The 18,218-nt window shown below is 34.0% G+C and carries 9 protein-coding genes, 5 tRNA genes, 3 rRNA genes and 1 other annotated feature (1 of these 18 running past the window's edge); all 17 genes read right to left on the bottom strand.

Annotated elements, in window-relative coordinates; translation table 11 throughout:
- Positions 1-46 (bottom strand) — a binding site (T-box leader); it reaches 160 nt to the left of the window's first position.
- Positions 47-135: 89 nt separating this feature from the next.
- The gene (ispF, locus tag CRIB_RS12160) at positions 136-615 is read right to left on the bottom strand and encodes a 2-C-methyl-D-erythritol 2,4-cyclodiphosphate synthase (protein ID WP_180702525.1); all 480 of its coding nucleotides are present in this window, start codon (positions 613-615) and stop codon (positions 136-138) included.
- A 13-nt stretch (positions 616-628) separates the two neighbouring features.
- Positions 629-1,312 (bottom strand): 2-C-methyl-D-erythritol 4-phosphate cytidylyltransferase, encoded by a 684-nt coding sequence (gene ispD, locus CRIB_RS12155; RefSeq protein ID WP_180702524.1) that lies wholly within the window; start codon positions 1,310-1,312, stop codon positions 629-631.
- A 97-nt stretch (positions 1,313-1,409) separates the two neighbouring features.
- A complete protein-coding gene (locus CRIB_RS12150; protein WP_180702523.1) occupies positions 1,410-2,492 on the bottom strand; it encodes a PIN/TRAM domain-containing protein in 1,083 nt (360 codons plus the stop codon).
- Between the two features lie 87 nt (positions 2,493-2,579).
- On the bottom strand, positions 2,580-3,650 hold the full coding sequence (gene disA / locus CRIB_RS12145) for a DNA integrity scanning diadenylate cyclase DisA (RefSeq protein WP_180702522.1): 1,071 nt from the start codon (positions 3,648-3,650) through the stop codon (positions 2,580-2,582).
- Between the two features lie 2 nt (positions 3,651-3,652).
- Positions 3,653-5,026 (bottom strand): DNA repair protein RadA, encoded by a 1,374-nt coding sequence (gene radA, locus CRIB_RS12140; RefSeq protein WP_180702521.1) that lies wholly within the window; start codon positions 5,024-5,026, stop codon positions 3,653-3,655.
- A 110-nt stretch (positions 5,027-5,136) separates the two neighbouring features.
- A complete protein-coding gene (locus tag CRIB_RS12135; RefSeq protein ID WP_180702520.1) occupies positions 5,137-7,563 on the bottom strand; it encodes an ATP-dependent Clp protease ATP-binding subunit in 2,427 nt (808 codons plus the stop codon).
- Positions 7,564-8,105: 542 nt separating this feature from the next.
- Positions 8,106-10,040 (bottom strand): elongation factor G, encoded by a 1,935-nt coding sequence (locus CRIB_RS12130; RefSeq protein ID WP_180702519.1) that lies wholly within the window; start codon positions 10,038-10,040, stop codon positions 8,106-8,108.
- 776 nt (positions 10,041-10,816) lie between these two features.
- Positions 10,817-10,933, bottom strand: a 5S ribosomal RNA gene (gene rrf / locus CRIB_RS12125).
- 15 nt (positions 10,934-10,948) lie between these two features.
- Positions 10,949-11,022: transfer RNA gene (locus tag CRIB_RS12120), tRNA-Gly, on the bottom strand.
- Positions 11,023-11,087: 65 nt separating this feature from the next.
- Positions 11,088-13,985, bottom strand: a 23S ribosomal RNA gene (locus CRIB_RS12115).
- A 223-nt stretch (positions 13,986-14,208) separates the two neighbouring features.
- Positions 14,209-15,713 (bottom strand): 16S ribosomal RNA (locus tag CRIB_RS12110).
- Together the 16S, 23S and 5S rRNA genes with 1 tRNA gene alongside form the textbook arrangement of a ribosomal RNA operon.
- A gap of 1,339 nt (positions 15,714-17,052) precedes the next feature.
- Positions 17,053-17,466, bottom strand: a complete 414-nt coding sequence (locus CRIB_RS12105; RefSeq protein ID WP_180702518.1) for a hypothetical protein — start codon at positions 17,464-17,466, stop codon at positions 17,053-17,055.
- A gap of 19 nt (positions 17,467-17,485) precedes the next feature.
- Complete coding sequence (locus tag CRIB_RS12100) at positions 17,486-17,737, bottom strand: DUF2508 family protein (protein ID WP_180702517.1); 252 nt, start codon at positions 17,735-17,737, stop codon at positions 17,486-17,488.
- 135 nt (positions 17,738-17,872) lie between these two features.
- Positions 17,873-17,948 (bottom strand) — tRNA-Val (locus CRIB_RS12095).
- Positions 17,949-17,958: 10 nt separating this feature from the next.
- Positions 17,959-18,035, bottom strand: a tRNA-Arg gene (locus CRIB_RS12090).
- Between the two features lie 12 nt (positions 18,036-18,047).
- Positions 18,048-18,121 (bottom strand) — tRNA-Cys (locus CRIB_RS12085).
- Between the two features lie 15 nt (positions 18,122-18,136).
- Positions 18,137-18,213 (bottom strand) — tRNA-His (locus CRIB_RS12080).
- Positions 18,214-18,218 lie beyond the last annotated feature (5 nt).

Raw genomic sequence — 18,218 nt, 5'->3', positions numbered from 1 at the left:
TCTGTAAAGATTTCATCTTTTACTATTTCTTAATCATTGCTTATAATTTACTATTTATGTATAGTATGTACAATCTATATTGTAATATTACTATATTATTCTTTATCTTATTTACTAATATTATATTATTTAATATTACTTGTCAACTTTAACTAATAAACAAATACTTTGAGCTGCTATACCTTCTTTTGCTCCAGTAAATCCAAGTCCTTCTTCTGTTGTTGCTTTTACATTTATATTCTCTATTGAAGTATTTAAGACTTTAGCAATATTTTCTCTCATATTTTGTATATGAGGAGCCATTTTAGGACTTTGGGCTATTATAGTACAATCTATATTACCTATACCATATCCTTTTTCATTAATTAAATTATATACAAACTCTAATAGTTTCATACTATCTGCACCTTTATACTTCTCATCTGTATCTGGGAAATGCTTACCTATATCACCTAAAGCCAATGCACCTAATATAGAATCCATTACAGCATGTATTAATACATCTGCATCGGAATGACCTAATAATCCTTTTTCATGTGGAACATCGATCCCTCCTATTATTAACTTTCTTCCTTCTACTAATTTATGTACGTCATATCCTAATCCTACTCTCATAATTATCCTCCTATTAATCTTGAACGCTTAATATTTGACTTCCAATGTTTAAATCTTCTTGCGTCGTTATTTTTATATTATTGTATGACCCTTCTACCATTTTAACCTTATATCCGATTCTCTCTACTAGCATCGCATCATCAGTACCATAAAATCCATTTTTAAATGCGTCTTTATAAGAATCTATAAGTATATTATAATCAAATGTCTGAGGAGTTTGAACTGCCCATAATACACTTCTATTTGGTGTATCTACTATATATTTATCCTTATCTATAACCTTTATAGTATCCTTGACTGGCACTCCTACAACTACAGCTTTATGATTTTTTGCCTCTTCAATACAATTATCTATAATTTTATCAGATACAAAAGGTCTAGCTCCATCATGAATTAATACAACATGACATTTTTTATCTAATAACTTTAATCCATTGTATACAGAGTCTTGTCTTTCTTTTCCGCCATAAGCAATCTTAATATTTTTAAAATTATATTTATCTAGTATCTCTTTTTTAAAGAAATCAGATTCATCTTCTTTTACAACAACCACTATATCTTCTATATTTGAATTATTATAAAATTTTTCAATTGTATAAGCTATAATTTCTTTTCCTTCAAGTTTTATAAATTGTTTATTAATTCCCATATTCATTCTACTGCCTGTTCCTGCAGCTACTATGACAACACCATTCATATTTTCACCTCTTATTAATTACTGAAATCCTTATATTAAAAGAAAAGTGCCTCAAAATAAAATAATTTATATTATGAGACACATTCATTAAAATTTATTAGTTTTTTGGTTTTCCAAATATCATTCGTCCTGCTGGAGTTTGTAACACTGATGTAACTAGTACTCTTATAGTTTCACCCATATGCTTTTTACCTCCATCTACAACTATCATAGTTCCATCATCTAGGTAAGCTATACCTTGACTATGTTCTTTACCCTCTTTAACAACCTGAACAATCATTTCTTCTCCAGGTATTGCAACTGGTTTTATAGCATTAGCAAGTTCATTTATATTTAACACTTCAACTCCTTGGACTTGAGCTACTTTATTTAAATTATAGTCATTAGTAACTACCTTGCCACCTAAAACCTGAGCTAATTTTAATAACTTGCTATCAACTTCAGGAATATCATCAAATTTAGCTTCACTTATTTCAACTTCTATATCTAATTCCTTTTGAATTATATTTAATATATCAAGACCTCTTCTTCCTCTAACCCTTTTTAAGTCATCTGAAGAATCAGCTATATGTTGTAATTCATCAAGTACAAACTTAGGTATTATAAGCTTTCCTTCTATAAAGCCTGTTTTACATATATCTGCTATTCTCCCATCTATTATAACACTAGTATCTAATACTTTTGGTGGAATACCATTTACTTCTTTTTTAGCATTCTTTTCTTTCATTGATGGTGCCAATCTAGATAGTTTACTTATATTAAATAAATCATCTTTGCTCTTTAAAGCTATTTTTATACCTAAGTACCCCATGAATCCATATGTAATAAAGGTTAAAATTCCTCCTACTACAGGTATTGAATTTATTAAACCTCCTAATAAGTACGCTATGACTAATCCTATTATAAGTCCTATAGCTCCTAATAATATATCCGTCTGAGGATATTTCGATATTTCCTTATCCATAAGTTTAGCTATATATTTAAATTTGTCTATCAGCCAAGGTCCTATTATATAGAATACAATTCCTATAATTAAACCTATTACTGTTGATATCAACACAATACTCTTTCCTATTCCAAATAAAAGTACTGGAAATGTATTCGCTAATGATGAATATATGGTAAATCCTAAAACAAAACCAAATATACCTATCATCGCTCTTACTAATTTTTGTATCAAAATTTCACCCCCTGATTGTTTTATTGATATTTACTTATTATAATCCATAATACCTTATATGTTCAAGCACAAAGTAGTAACTATTATTTATATATGCCTATCTAATAAAACTAACTGTTTCATTTTTATAAGTCCATTTTTAATATAAGTTGCCCTTATTTCTCCTATTCCTTCAACGTCATCTAATTCTTCTATTGACGCATTTAATATTTCTTGAAAATTATCAAAATAATTTACTAAATTTTCTATTATAGCTGATGGTAGTCTATGTATTTTACTAAGTATTCTATATCCTCTAGATTTTATAGTCATGTCCATATTTTCCGAAAAACCACTATGCCCTAATAATTTAGCCATATTAGTTAAATCTAATAAATCTTCAGATGAAAGAGTTTTAATCTTTTTCTTAAATTCTGACATTTCTACATTCCTTTTACTGTAATCCTTAAAAATAAGCTTTTGATCCATCTTCGTTGTCCCCATTAACTCTTCTAACTGCATTTTTACTAGCGTTCCTTCTTGGCCAAGCTCAATTACATATTTTTCAATTATATTTGTTATTCTCATTACCATTTCTATTTTTTGTATAACTATCGCTACATCATATATTGTTACTAAATCATTAAACTCTAAAGCATTTAAGTTTATTATAGCCTCATCCAACACAGATTTATATTTTTCAAGAGTCTGTAATGCCTGATTTGCCTTAGTAAGTATCTTAGATATATCTTCTAACGCATATTTTTTATCTCCTCTATATACTGTGATTATGTTTCTTCTTTGAGATATAGCAATAACTATCGCCCCTGTTTGTCTAGCAACTCTTTCTGCAGTTCTATGTCTAGTCCCAGTTTCTGATGTTGGTATTGAATAATCAGGCATAAGTTGAGCATTAGCAAAAAGAATTTTCTTTGTATCACTACTTAAAACTATAGCGCCATCCATTTTAGCTAATTCATATATATATGCTGGTGAGTATTCTGCATTTATACAAAATCCTCCATCTACTACTTCCATTATTTCTTCACCTGTTGCCAGTACTATAAGCCCTCCTGTTTTAGCTTTCAATATATTATCTAAGCCTTGTCTTAGCGGACTTCCAGGTGATATCATTTTTAATGCATGTATAAGAGTTTTATTACTTAGGAAATCCTCCATTATTATTTATTCCCCCCTAATACTATATTTATTGCTTGTCTTAGATTATCTACAGGCCAAATTTCTATACCTTTAGTATCTTTGACCACTTCATAATTATTTCTTGGTATAACCATTTTAGTAAAGCCAAGTTTTTTACACTCTGCTATTCTTTTTTCTATAAAGTTTACTGCTCTTACTTCTCCCGTAAGTCCAACTTCTCCTGCTACTGCTATTGTTTCATCAACTGCAACATTTCTGAAACTGGATGCAATAGCTATTACTATGCCTAAATCAATTGAAGGTTCATTTATTTTTATCCCTCCTACTATATTAAGGTATACATCTTGATTTTGGATTTGAAGTCCTACTCTTTTCTCTAAAACAGCCAATAACATACCCACTCTATTATAATCAACACCTGTAGCCGTTCTTTTTGGTATACCATAACTTGTTGGTGATACTAAAGCCTGCATTTCAAGTAACATCGGTCTTGTACCTTCTACTGTAGATATTATAACTGAACCTGCTACATCCTTTGGTTTTTCTGATATAAGTATTTTTGAAGGATTTTCAAGCTCTACTAAACCTAAATCTCTCATCTCAAACACTCCTAATTCATTAGTTGAACCAAATCTATTCTTAACAGCTCTAACTAATCTATAAGTGTTATATCTTTCTCCTTCAAAATACAGTACGGTATCAACCATATGCTCTAATAATTTAGGTCCAGCTAGAGATCCTTCTTTTGTTACATGTCCAACTACAAAGGTTGATATACCCATTTTTTTGGATATTCTCATAAATTTAGAAGTTCCTTCTTTTATTTGGCTAACTGTTCCTGGTGCTGATGATATTTCTGGACTATATACAGTTTGAATAGAATCAAGAATTATAAGTTCAGGCTTTATATTATCTAACTGAGCTTCTATTAAGCTTAAATTATTTTCTGCAAAAATATATAAATTATCAGAATTAATTCCTAATCTTTGAGCCCTCATTTTTATTTGAGATTCAGATTCTTCTCCTGATATATATAATACTTTTTTCCCTGAGTTTGCAACATTACTTGATACTTGAATTAAAAGCGTTGATTTTCCTATTCCTGGATCCCCTCCTACTAATACCAAAGACCCTTTTACTATTCCTCCTCCAAGCACTCTATCTAACTCATTTATACATGTTGAAAATCTTTCTTCTTCTTTTGTTTCTATAGAATTTATATTTACAGGTCTCGATGAAGATTTATCTATAATAAATACATCTTTATGTGACCCTTTTTGTTCTATTTCTTCTACTAATGTATTCCATTTTGTACACTCTGGACACTTACCTAACCATTTAGATGTTTCGTATCCGCACTCTTGGCATACATATTTCGTTTTTATCTTTGCCATTTACAAATCACCCTTAATTTACTATTGTATATTTAATTTTAACATATCTCTGGTATATTATGTAATGTATTATGAAATTAAAAAATGAGGAGTTTCCTCCTCATTTAGTTTTATAACACTTTACATTTATATACTATTTTATTACCTTCAATTTCAGCAACAACATTGCTACCTTTTTTTACATCACCTTTTAATATTGCCTCAGATAATGTATCCTCTAATTCTTTCTGTATTGCCCTTTTTAAAGGTCTTGCTCCATACTCTAAATCTAGACCTTCTTGAGCTATTAATTTTACAGCTTCTTCACTTATTTCTAAATCTATATTTAAACTTTTTAATCTTTGAATTACTTCTCTTGTCATTAATTTTACTATTTCATATATATGATTCTCTTTTAATGGATGGAATACAATTATATCATCTATCCTATTTAAAAACTCTGGTTTAAATTTTTGCTTTAACTCACCCATTATGCTATCTTTCATTTTATCATATTGATTTTTCATCTCTTCGTCTTTATCATTATTTGCGCCAAATCCTAATACTTTATTTTTATTTATTTTAGTAGCACCAACATTAGATGTCATTATTAATATAGTATTTTTAAAGTCTACCATACGACCTTTTGAATCTGTCAATCTACCATCATCTAATATTTGTAATAGAATATTGAACACATCCTCATGAGCTTTTTCTATCTCATCAAATAATACTACAGAATAAGGATTTCTTCTCACTTTTTCTGTTAATTGGCCACCCTCATTATATCCTACATATCCTGGAGGTGATCCTATTAATTTAGATACTGCATGTTTTTCCATATATTCAGACATATCTATTCTTATTATTTGATTTTCATCACCGAATTGAACTTCCGCTAATGCTTTACATAATTCTGTTTTTCCTACACCAGTCGGACCTAAAAATAAAAATGAACCTATTGGTCTTTTAGGATCCTTAAGGCCTGCTCTAGATCTTCTTATTGCTCTAGAAATAGATTTTACTGCCTGATCTTGACCTACTACTCTACCATGTAATATTTCTTCTAAGTTTAGTAATCTTTCTGCTTCTTCTTCAACTATTTGATTAACTGGTACCCCAGTCCAAAGCTCTACAACCTCAGCTATTATTTCTTTAGTTACTACGCCTATATATGATTTTTTACTTACTTCAATATTTGCTATATCCTGACTTGATTCCATACTTGTATCCAAGTTTATATTATCTTTATTTAACTCATTATTTATTTCTTTACTTAAAATATATTTCTCTTGACTTAATAAGCTTTTTTGTAAATTAATCTCTCTTAATCTTACTCTAGATGCTGATTCATCAATTAAATCTATTGCTTTATCTGGTAAAAATCTATCAGTTATATATCTTATAGATAAATCTACTGCTGCTACTATGGCTTCATCTGTTATTTTTACATTATGATGAGATTCATATTTTTCTCTCAATCCTTCTAGTATCTTTATAGTTTCTTCCTTTGTCGGTTCTGTTATTAAAATGGGTTGAAATCTTCTCTCTAAAGCAGAATCTTTTTCTATATGCTTTCTATACTCATCTATTGTTGTGGCCCCTATAATTTGTATATCTCCTCTTGATAATGCTGGTTTTAATATATTAGATGCATCTATTGTACTTTCTCCAGTCGAACCTGCACCTATTATTGTGTGTAATTCATCTATAAATAAAATTATATTTCCATTCTTAACTACTTCATCTACAACTTGCTTTATTCTTTCTTCAAATTCACCTCTATACTTAGCTCCTGCTAACATAGAGCCCATATCTAAAGTATACAAAACCTTCCCAACAAGGTTATCTGGAACATCTCCGCTTGCAATATTTGCAGCTAACCCTTCAGCAACAGATGTTTTTCCAACGCCTGGATCTCCAATAAATACTGGATTATTTTTAGTTCTTCTACTTAATATTTGTATAGCTCTCTCTATCTCTTTTTCTCTTCCTATTACCGGGTCAATTTTATTTTGACTTGCTATTAAGGTTAAGTTTTTTCCATACTTATCTAATATCTTTGAAGATACTTGCGTTTTAGTTGGATAATGAGGCTTACTCTCTTTATTTGCTGTAATTCTATCTAATCCAACAGTGTCAATAATTAATTCAACTATAGTTTTTTCATCTATAGATGCTTCTTTTAATATATCAACAGCTACACCTTCTCCTTGTTGAAGTATACCTAGTAAAATATGTTCAGTCTCTATATACTCAGATTTAAATTTATCTGCAAATATACCTGAGATTTCTAATATCTCTTCATTTCTAGAACTTAATACTAAATCTATCGGCGCTATAGGTATAATCCCCTTTTTCTCTATTATTTTCCCTTCTATATACTTTGGTGTCATGCCTAATTTTAGCAATACCCTAGCTGCTACGCCTTCTCCTTCTTTTGATAAACCCAATAATAAATGTTCACTATCAACTCTATTATGACCAAATTCCCTAGCACATTCTAAACTTAGCTCTATAACTCTTTTAGACTTCTGTGTAAATCTACTAAAATACATACTCTATCACTCCTTCTAGTTTATCTGTATTTTGTATATTAAATTCTTAAGCACTTTCATCTATATGTAATAAGCCAATTTATATATTTTGTAATATATTTGCTCTTAATTTATCTTTGAGTTATGAAATAGGTACACATAATACCTTGTCTTCTATTGAATATAGTATTATATTCTCTTTCTGTTAAATTTGACTTGCTTTAACTATGGATTAATATAATTTATATGATTTTTTCAGTAAAGTTTATACTATAAAAATTTATTTTTTATAAAATTTATATAAGATATATTCATATTAAATATTAAATAATCTGTTTTACTAGTTATTTTGCTAAGTATATTGAAATTACTAGATAAAGTTTTTTAGCCAGCAAAGTATAGATTGATAGAATTTATTATTTGCAATGATTATATCTAGCCAACACAACAAGTTAATTATAATAAATAAGTTCCATCAACAGTATTATATTAACTTCTTCTAAATTTATGACTTAAATTGAAAAAAGGGGCTATCATTAATTTTGATGGCCCCCTTTTATTATTTATCTATTTCTATTAGCCTGTGCTATTATTTTTTGTGCTATTTGGTAAGGAACTTCATCATATTTCTCAATTTCCATCTCAAAATATCCTCTGCCTTGAGTCATAGATCTTAAATCTATAGCATATTTAAAAGTTTCAGCTTGAGGTGCCTGTGCATATATTAATTGTTTTCCTTTTCCTAATGGTTCCATACCTAATATTTTTCCTCTTCTTTTATTTATATCTCCCATAACATCACCCATATACTCTTCAGGTATTGTTATTTTTAGGCTCATTATAGGCTCTAATAAAACTGGTTGTGCTTCTTCCATACCTTTTTTAAATGCTAAACTTGCTGCCATTTTAAATGCCATCTCTGATGAGTCAACATCATGATATGAACCATCATAAAGAGTAGCCTTTATATTGGTAACCGGAAATCCTGCTAACACTCCTTTTAACATAGAATCCTTTAAACCTTTTTCTACTGCTGGTACATACTGTTTAGGTACAGATCCTCCAAAGATTTCTTCTGTAAATTCAAAATCCTTCTTGCTTCTTTCAAATTTTATTTTTACATCTCCATATTGACCGTGACCACCTGATTGTTTTTTATGTTTTCCTTGAACATCAGCTTTTCCTTTCACAGTTTCTCTATATGCTACTTTAAGATCTTCTAAATTAACATCTACACCAAACTTCTCTTTCATCTTATCTTTTACAATATTTATGTGAAGCTCACCTTGTCCCCCTATAAGAACCTGTTTTGTTTCTGAATTTCTATGCCAATCTATAGTTGGATCTTCATCTACTATCTTATTTAAAGTAGCACTTACTTTTTCTTCATCACCTTTATTTTTTGGAGTTATTGCAAAGTATATTTGAGGTTTAGGGAATTGAATTGATGACATAGCTTCATCATCTCTGTTTAATGATATAGTATCTCCTGTTTGTAAACTATTAGACTTTGTTACTATAACTATATCTCCGCACTTAGCCTTATCAATTTCTAATAATTCTTTATTTTTCATAGTATATAAATTAGATATTTTTTCTTTACTTGATTTATTTATATTAAATATCTCATCATCCTTCTTTATTTCACCTTGAGTAATTTTTAGATATGATATTTTACCAATGAATGGGTCTACCACTGTTTTAAATACAAAACCTTTAAATATAGCATCTTTACTTAAGAACTTAGGCTCTAAATATTTAGATACTGTATCTAATATTTCTGTAGTTCCTATATTGTTTAACGTGGAACCACAGATTACTGGTATTATATCTCCTCTTTGTATACCTATAATCAATCCTTTTTGTATATCTTGTGCATCTAATTCTTCTCCACTAAAATACTTATCTAGTATCTCATCATCAGTTTCTGCTATAAGTTCCATTAGAGCTTCTTTTACACTCATAGCTTCTTCTTTGAACTCACCATCTAGCCCATCTATATTCTCAAATATATTATGTAGCTTAATAAATTTTTTATCCTTGTATATAGGTATTATCATAGGTACTATTTTATTTCCATATTGATTTCTTAACATTTCTAATGTATCTTTATATCTTGATTTTTCATTATCTATTTTATTTATAAACATTATCTTAGGAATATCTTGTGTTAACTCTAAAGACCTTTCTGTACCAACTTGAATATCTGTAGTAGCATCTATTACAATTATAGCTGCATCACTTGCAGTAAGAGATGATATAACTTCACCACAGAAATCAAAATATCCAGGAGTATCTAATAAATTATATTTGTAGTTATTATATTCTACTGGTACTAATCCTAGTGTATAAGTCATGTTAACTTTATCATTTTGTCTTGATATTTTATTTGTAAGATTTGAAGTATAAGCTATTGCTTCTATTAGATTTGTCTTTCCACATCCACTATGACCTAGTACTGCTATATTTCTTAACATATTACTATCATAAACTTTCATATAAGCACCTACCCTTTTAAAATATAAATATTTTATTAAAATACTCTTTTGTTTTTTGGGTTTTACTATCTATTATGATGTGTTTTTATAAGAGATGTTATATACTATCTTTTCTCTTTCTATAAAATATGTAAATTATATTAATTATATACTAACTATATAAATCAAATTATGTATACAATAATTTAGATATGATATTTAAAATTAAGACGTTGTGCTAGTTATAGTAATAGAACTTAATAATAAACGTACATAATATATCTCAAATCAATACTTATCTTAGAACTCATAAAATAGATATTGATTAAATTTACAAACTTTTATAAGTTCGACTACTATAATTAGTATTTATAAATATACTTAAATGTAAAAAATTCGCTTAGCCTGAGCGACGTGTCGGCGAAACATTTCATGTCGCCAACGACTTCGTCCGTTGCTTGAGCCACTGCGTGGGCGAAGTATTTCAAAATCTTTTTTACGCTCAAAACCAATTTATTGATATTACTTACATTCAGAATTTGTCCACATTTTTTAAGTATTATAATATCCTTAAACGTAAAAAAACTAGAGAATATATCATCTAGCTTTAAATATATGATGAATTATCATATTAAGTGTAACACCTAAAATCGGATAAAAAAATAGATCCTAAGTTTATGTTCGTATTACAGTAATAATAACTACAAAACCACTTCACATAAAATGACATAAAATTATGGACCACAAACATATTACTACTATAACTCAAGTTGTAGTAAATATAATAAAAAAAGATTACGTGGCTACGTGCTACTCTCCCAGGCAGTTACCCACCAAGTACCATCGCCGCTAAAGAGCTTAACTTCTGTGTTCGGTATGGGAACAGGTGTATCCTCTTTGCTATAATAACCACATAATCTTATTTAAGTTGGAGCGGGTGAAGGGGATCGAACCCTCACAGCCGGCTTGGAAGGCCGGAACTCTACCATTGAGCTACACCCGCATAAGTTTTAGAGTTAGAGTTAGTACTCTGAAAACTGCATATCATTTAGAATTTAATCATTTCTTTTGGTCAAGTCCTCGACCTATTAGTATCGATAAGCTAAATACATTACTGCACTTACACCTTCGACCTATCAACCAGGTAGTCTTCCTGGGGTCTTACCCTTACGGTGGGAAATCTTATCTTGAAGTTGGCTTCGCGCTTAGATGCTTTCAGCGCTTATCCATTCCGTACATAGCTACCCAGCCATGCCCTTGGCAGAACAACTGGTACACCAGAGGTACGTCCATCCCGGTCCTCTCGTACTAAGGACAGGTCTTCTCAAATTTCCTACGCCTGCGACGGATAGGGACCGAACTGTCTCACGACGTTCTGAACCCAGCTCGCGTACCACTTTAATGGGCGAACAGCCCAACCCTTGGGACCTACTACAGCCCCAGGATGTGATGAGCCGACATCGAGGTGCCAAACCTCCCCGTCGATGTGGACTCTTGGGGGAGATAAGCCTGTTATCCCCAGGGTAGCTTTTATCCGTTGAGCGATGGCCCTTCCATGCGGTACCACCGGATCACTAAGTCCGACTTTCGTCCTTGCTCGACCTGTATGTCTTGCAATCAAGCTTCCTTTTGCCTTTACACTCTTCGCACGATTTCCGACCGTGCTGAGGAAACCTTTGAGCGCCTCCGTTACTTTTTAGGAGGCGACCGCCCCAGTCAAACTGCCCACCTGACGGTGTTCCAAGACCTGATTCAAGGCCTATGGTTAGGATCCCAGTACTACAAGGGTGGTATCCCAAGGTTGACTCCACACAGACTGGCGTCCATGCTTCTTAGTCTCCCACCTATCCTGTACATGTAGTACCAAGACCCAACGTCAAGCTACAGTAAAGCTCCATGGGGTCTTTCCGTCCTGTCGCAGGTACCCGGCATCTTCACCGGGATTACAATTTCACCGAGTCTATTGTTGAGACAGTGCCCAAATCGTTACGCCTTTCGTGCGGGTCGGAACTTACCCGACAAGGAATTTCGCTACCTTAGGACCGTTATAGTTACGGCCGCCGTTTACTGGGGCTTAAGTTCACTGCTTCGATTGCTCTAACAGATCCCCTTAACCTTCCAGCACCGGGCAGGCGTCAGCTCCTATACATCGTCTTGCGACTTAGCAGAAACCTGTGTTTTTGGTAAACAGTCGCTTGGGCCTATTCTCTGCGGCCTGTCATAGACAGGCACCCCTTCTCCCTAAGTTACGGGGTCATTTTGCCGAGTTCCTTAACAATAGTTCTCTCGCTGGCCTTAGGATACTCTCCTCACCCACCTGTGTCGGTTTACGGTACGGGCGCCTTTAAACTCGATAGAAGCTTTTCTTGACAGTGTGAAATCAGCTACTTCGCCCCGAAGGGCTTCCCCATCACATCCTAGCATTGTCTAAACGGATTTGCCTATTTAGACTGCCTCAATGCTTAGCCGTACATAACCAACAGTACGGTTAGCTTATCCTACTGTGTCACTCCATCTCTCAAACGCTTATTGGCGGTACAGGAATATCAACCTGTTGTCCATCACCTACGCCTTTCGGCCTCGGCTTAGGTCCCGACTAACCCAGGGCGGACGAACCTTCCCCTGGAAACCTTGGGTTTACGGCCCGTGGGATTCTCACCCACGTCTCGCTACTCATGCCAACATTCTCACTCGTATACTGTCCACATGTCCTTACGGTCATGCTTCAGCCTGCATACGAAGCTCCCCTACCCATCATAATTGATGCCGTAGCTTCGGTAGTACGTTTTAGCCCCGGAAATTTTCGGCGCAGGATCACTCGACCAGTGAGCTATTACGCACTCTTTAAATGAGTGGCTGCTTCTAAGCCAACATCCTGGTTGTCTGTGCAATCCCACATCCTTTACCACTTAACGTACATTTAGGGACCTTAGCTGACGATCTGGGCTGTTGCCCTTTTGACTATGAATCTTATCACCCACAGTCTGACTCCCAAGTAAAAGAAAACGGCATTCGGAGTTTGATAGTCTTCGGTAAGTGCAATACCCCCTAGGACATTCAGTGCTCTACCTCCGTTTCTCTACGCTTGAGGCTAGCCCTAAAGCTATTTCGGGGAGAACCAGCTATCTCCGGGCTCGATTGGAATTTCACCGCTATCCACAAGTCATCCCCGAGCTTTTCAACGCTCGTGGGTTCGGTCCTCCACGAAATTTTACTTTCGCTTCAACCTGCTCATGGATAGGTCGCCCGGTTTCGGGTCTACGCCAAGTAACTTAATCGCCCATTTAAGACTCGCTTTCGCTACGGCTCCACACCTTAAGTGCTTAACCTTGCTACTTAACGTAACTCGTTGGCCCGTTCTACAAAAAGTACGCGGTCACACAAGTAATGTGCTCCCACAGCTTGTAAGTGCAGGGTTTCAGGTTCTATTTCACTCCCCTCCCGGGGTTCTTTTCACCTTTCCCTCACGGTACTATGCGCTATCGGTCACTAGGTAGTATTTAGGCTTGGAGGATGGTCCCTCCTGCTTCCCACAGGGTTTCACGTGTCCCGTGGTACTCTGGATCATACTAGTAGCTTTCTCGTTTCAACTACAGGGCTATTACCTTCTATGGCGGAGCTTTCCAACTCTCTTCATTTACGATATTGCATCTATGTTGTATGTCCGCAACCCCAACGAAGTAAACTTCATTGGTTTGGCCTGTTCCGCGTTCGCTCGCCGCTACTTACGGAATCGAATTTCTTTCTCTTCCTCCGGGTACTTAGATGTTTCAGTTCCCCGGGTTCCCCTCGCTAAGCTATGTATTCACTTAACGATACTTAGACATTACTCTAAGTGAGTTTCCTCATTCGGAAATCTTCGGATCAAAGTTTACGTGCAACTCCCCGAAGCTTATCGCAGCTTATCACGTCCTTCATCGGCTCCTAGTGCCAAGGCATCCGCCCTGCACCCTTAATAACTTGACCAGTTATTAAAAGTGTAATTTTAAAGACTTTTCTTGTCTATATATGTTTAAAATGATGTCATATCACTAAATGTTATGCAGTTTTCAAAGTGCTAACGCACTTCGCTACCTTCCACTCGCATTCGTTCGTGCCTAGGTGCTCAAAGTACTTATTTTGGGCTTCGCCCTCTTTTTGAAAGTTTTTAATAAACTCTCAAAATTAAACAGTAGGTAATTCTCCTTAGAAAGGAGGTGATCCAGCCGCACCTTCCGATACGGCTACCTTGTTACGACTTCACCCCAGTTATTGATTTCACCTTCGACACTCGCTTCCCAAAAGGGTTAGCTAAGTGGCTTCGGGCGCCCCCAACTTCCGTGGTGTGACGGGCGGTGTGTACAAGACCCGGGAACGCATTCACCGCAGCATTCTGATCTGCGATTACTAGTAACTCCAGCTTCATGTAGGCGAGTTTCAGCCTACAATCCGAACTGAGAATGGCTTTAAGGGATTAGCTCCGCCTCACGACTTGGCTGCCCTCTGTACCACCCATTGTAGCACGTGTGTAGCCCTAAGCATAAGGGGCATGATGATTTGACGTCATCCCCACCTTCCTCCAGGTTATCCCTGGCAGTCCCTCTAGAGTGCCCAACTTAATGCTGGCAACTAAAGGCAAGGGTTGCGCTCGTTGCGGGACTTAACCCAACATCTCACGACACGAGCTGACGACAACCATGCACCACCTGTCACTTCTGTCCCCGAAGGGAAAGATGCGATTAGGCATCGGTCAAAAGGATGTCAAGCTTAGGTAAGGTTCTTCGCGTTGCTTCGAATTAAACCACATGCTCCGCTACTTGTGCGGGTCCCCGTCAATTCCTTTGAGTTTCACTCTTGCGAGCGTACTTCCCAGGCGGAGTACTTAATGCGTTAGCTGCGCCACCGAAGGGGGTAACCTCCGACAGCTAGTACTCATCGTTTACGGCGTGGACTACCAGGGTATCTAATCCTGTTTGCTCCCCACGCTTTCGTGCCTCAGTGTCAGTTACAGTCCAGAGAGCCGCCTTCGCAACTGGTGTTCCTCCTAATATCTACGCATTTCACCGCTACACTAGGAATTCCACTCTCCTCTCCTGCACTCAAGTTTCCCAGTTTCAAAGGCTTACTACGGTTGAGCCGTAGCCTTTCACCTCTGACTTAAGAAACCACCTACGCACCCTTTACGCCCAGTAATTCCGGATAACGCTAGCCCCCTACGTATTACCGCGGCTGCTGGCACGTAGTTAGCCGGGGCTTCCTCCTCAAGTACCGTCATTATCTTCCTTGAGGACAGAGCTTTACGACCCGAAGGCCTTCATCGCTCACGCGGCGTTGCTGCATCAGGCTTTCGCCCATTGTGCAATATTCCCCACTGCTGCCTCCCGTAGGAGTTTGGACCGTGTCTCAGTTCCAATGTGGCCGATCACCCTCTCAGGTCGGCTACTGATCGTCGCCTTGGTAAGCCGTTACCTTACCAACTAGCTAATCAGACGCGGGTCCATCCTGTACCGCAAAAGCTTTGATACTTCTACCATGCGATAAAAGTATTTTATCTCGTATTAGCATACCTTTCGGTATGTTATCCGTGTGTACAGGGCAGGTTACCCACGCGTTACTCACCCGTCCGCCGCTCTTTACCGAAGTAAATCGCTCGACTTGCATGTGTTAGGCACGCCGCCAGCGTTCATCCTGAGCCAGGATCAAACTCTCAAATAAAAGTTGTTACCTGCTCAGACTAATCATTATCTGAATATCTGGCTTGGTTTGTTTAGTTTCAATTCTATAAATTAACCTACTGTTTAATTTTCAAAGTTCATTTTCACAACTTCTTAAGTTTACCAAAGTTATCTTTCTTTGTCAACCTATTTTTTTAAGTTGTTTTTATTTGTTTTTCCTTTTTCTTAAGGACAAGTAATAATATATCATCTTATATTCATATCGTCAATACTTTTTAAATTTTTTTTATAATTTTTTATAATCTATCTACTTTGATATATCTTTTTAATACGGTAAATTATCATATTAAGCTTAAATCAAGTGAAAAACCTAAAAATTGATAAAAAATAACTCGTAAGTTTATGTTCATATTACAGTAATAATCACTACAAAACTACTTCACATAAAACTACATAAATTTATAAATTGCAAACATATTATCATAAATAAAAGATGTTGTATAACTAATTTCTTCGACTTCATATCAAATATAAAAAGAACCATAAAATATCTTGCTTATACAATTTTAAGAAAAATCATAATAAATCTCGCTAGTAAAAAGTATTTAGCTTATATAGTAAATTAAATTTTCCTAAATAACAAAATGAGCTGGAGAATAAAAAGAAAATAATTAACCTTTAATTTATATTATTTCAAAGAATTGTAGTCAAATTCAAATAAATTAATTAAATATTTACAATTGATAAAATCCAGGAATTTGATGCTTATAATAAAATTAAAAATATATTATATATAGATATTTATTTTACATGTTGGCGTGCTTCTTGAAAAAGAGGTCCTAACGAAAACACTAACAGATTATTTAAAAATTTTATCCTAAAAGATTTGATTTTTCTAATAACTCAAAAATAGTTTAATTTTGTAGTAAATATAATAAAGAATATACCTCTCTAATACTTTAAATATAAAATACCTCCAAAAATCTCCTCTTCAACATACACATAAAGTGTTACACTTGTAATAATAGCAATTCTCTAATTTTTATCTTATTACTTATTTTGTTGTACGTTGGTTAGTATATAAAATATAAGTATATGTATTTCTATCTTTATAAATATAATATAAAAGGCTACAGTATTTCTGCTGTAACCCTTTTGTTTATGTATATTAATTATAAATTTTATCTAACCTACCTTAAAACAGCTTTAAAAAAATTGTATATCTTGTTACTATTAAACATACATTATAATATTCATTTGTTAATTGATAATACTTCGTCTTTTGTATATTTATAGTTTTGATTAACAAATCTCAATATTTTCATATAGATTACTTTTACTTATATCTACTAATATAATCAATCTATTTAGATCCCTAATTAATCAACTTGTGTTAATAATCTCCTAGTTATATCTGAAAGCTTTAATTCTCCTAACTCTAAATGAGCCATCGCTAATACTGATTTTATAGTGTTATCCGAGTTATCCCATTTATACGCCCTAGCATTTATTATAACATCTTCTGGCATATATTCTTCTAATTCCATAGCTAGTTCATCAGATAACGTCATATACTCATCAAATAACTCTTCTTCATTTAATTCATCTAATTCATAATTTTCTTTTATAACTTCATTTAATAAATCTACATTTATACTTACTTGATATGCAAGTGTATCTTCTCTTTTACTTCCTTTTGTTAAATCTTTTTCTACATTAAAATCACTATTATTTTCTATAATATCTTTTATCTCACTGCTATCAATTATTTCATTTCCAAAAACTATGTACAAAATATCATCTCCTCTTAAATTATTTAGCTATTGCTTCTATTAAGGATTCTTTTAAAGATTTCTTTATTCCCTTTTCTTTTGCAATCTTTATTAAATATCTGTATCTAGATTTTTTAGCTTCTAAATTATATATTGCAACATCTACTAATTCTGGTTCACTAACTAACTGGAAAAATTTTTCAGCCGTTATTACATCAGCTTGAGCTTTTTTTATTTCTTTAATTATATTCTCTTTTTCTAATTCTTTTTCAATCTTTTTTTTAGCGCTCATATTATATCCTCCTAAACTCATATATATATGAATTTAGACACATTTAATACTTTATATACATTATTTAGAAGTTAATCTAGTAAGTTATTTTTATATTAAAAAACCCCTAGTGAATTATCACTAGAGGTTAAACACTGGTGGGATTAACAGGGCTCGAACCTGTGACCCCCTGCTTGTAAGGCAGGTGCTCTCCCAGCTGAGCTATAATCCCGGATCTTTTATGGTGCGCCCAAAGGGACTCGAACCCCTAACCTTCTGATTCGTAGTCAGACACTCTATCCAGTTGAGCTATAGGCGCATTTGTTAATAGTGGAGGCGACACCCAGATTCGAACTGGGGATCAAGGAGTTGCAGTCCACTGCCTTACCACTTGGCTATGTCGCCATACTAAATAAAAATTGGGGTGGATAATGAGAGTCGAACTCACGACCTCCAGAGCCACAATCTGGCGCTCTAACCAACTGAGCTATACCCACCATAT

It is taken from the genome of Romboutsia ilealis (assembly GCF_900015215.1).
Lineage (GTDB): Bacteria > Bacillota > Clostridia > Peptostreptococcales > Peptostreptococcaceae > Romboutsia > Romboutsia ilealis.
Note: the sequence above shows the minus strand (reverse complement) of the source record. Positions and strands in the feature narration are given on the sequence as shown.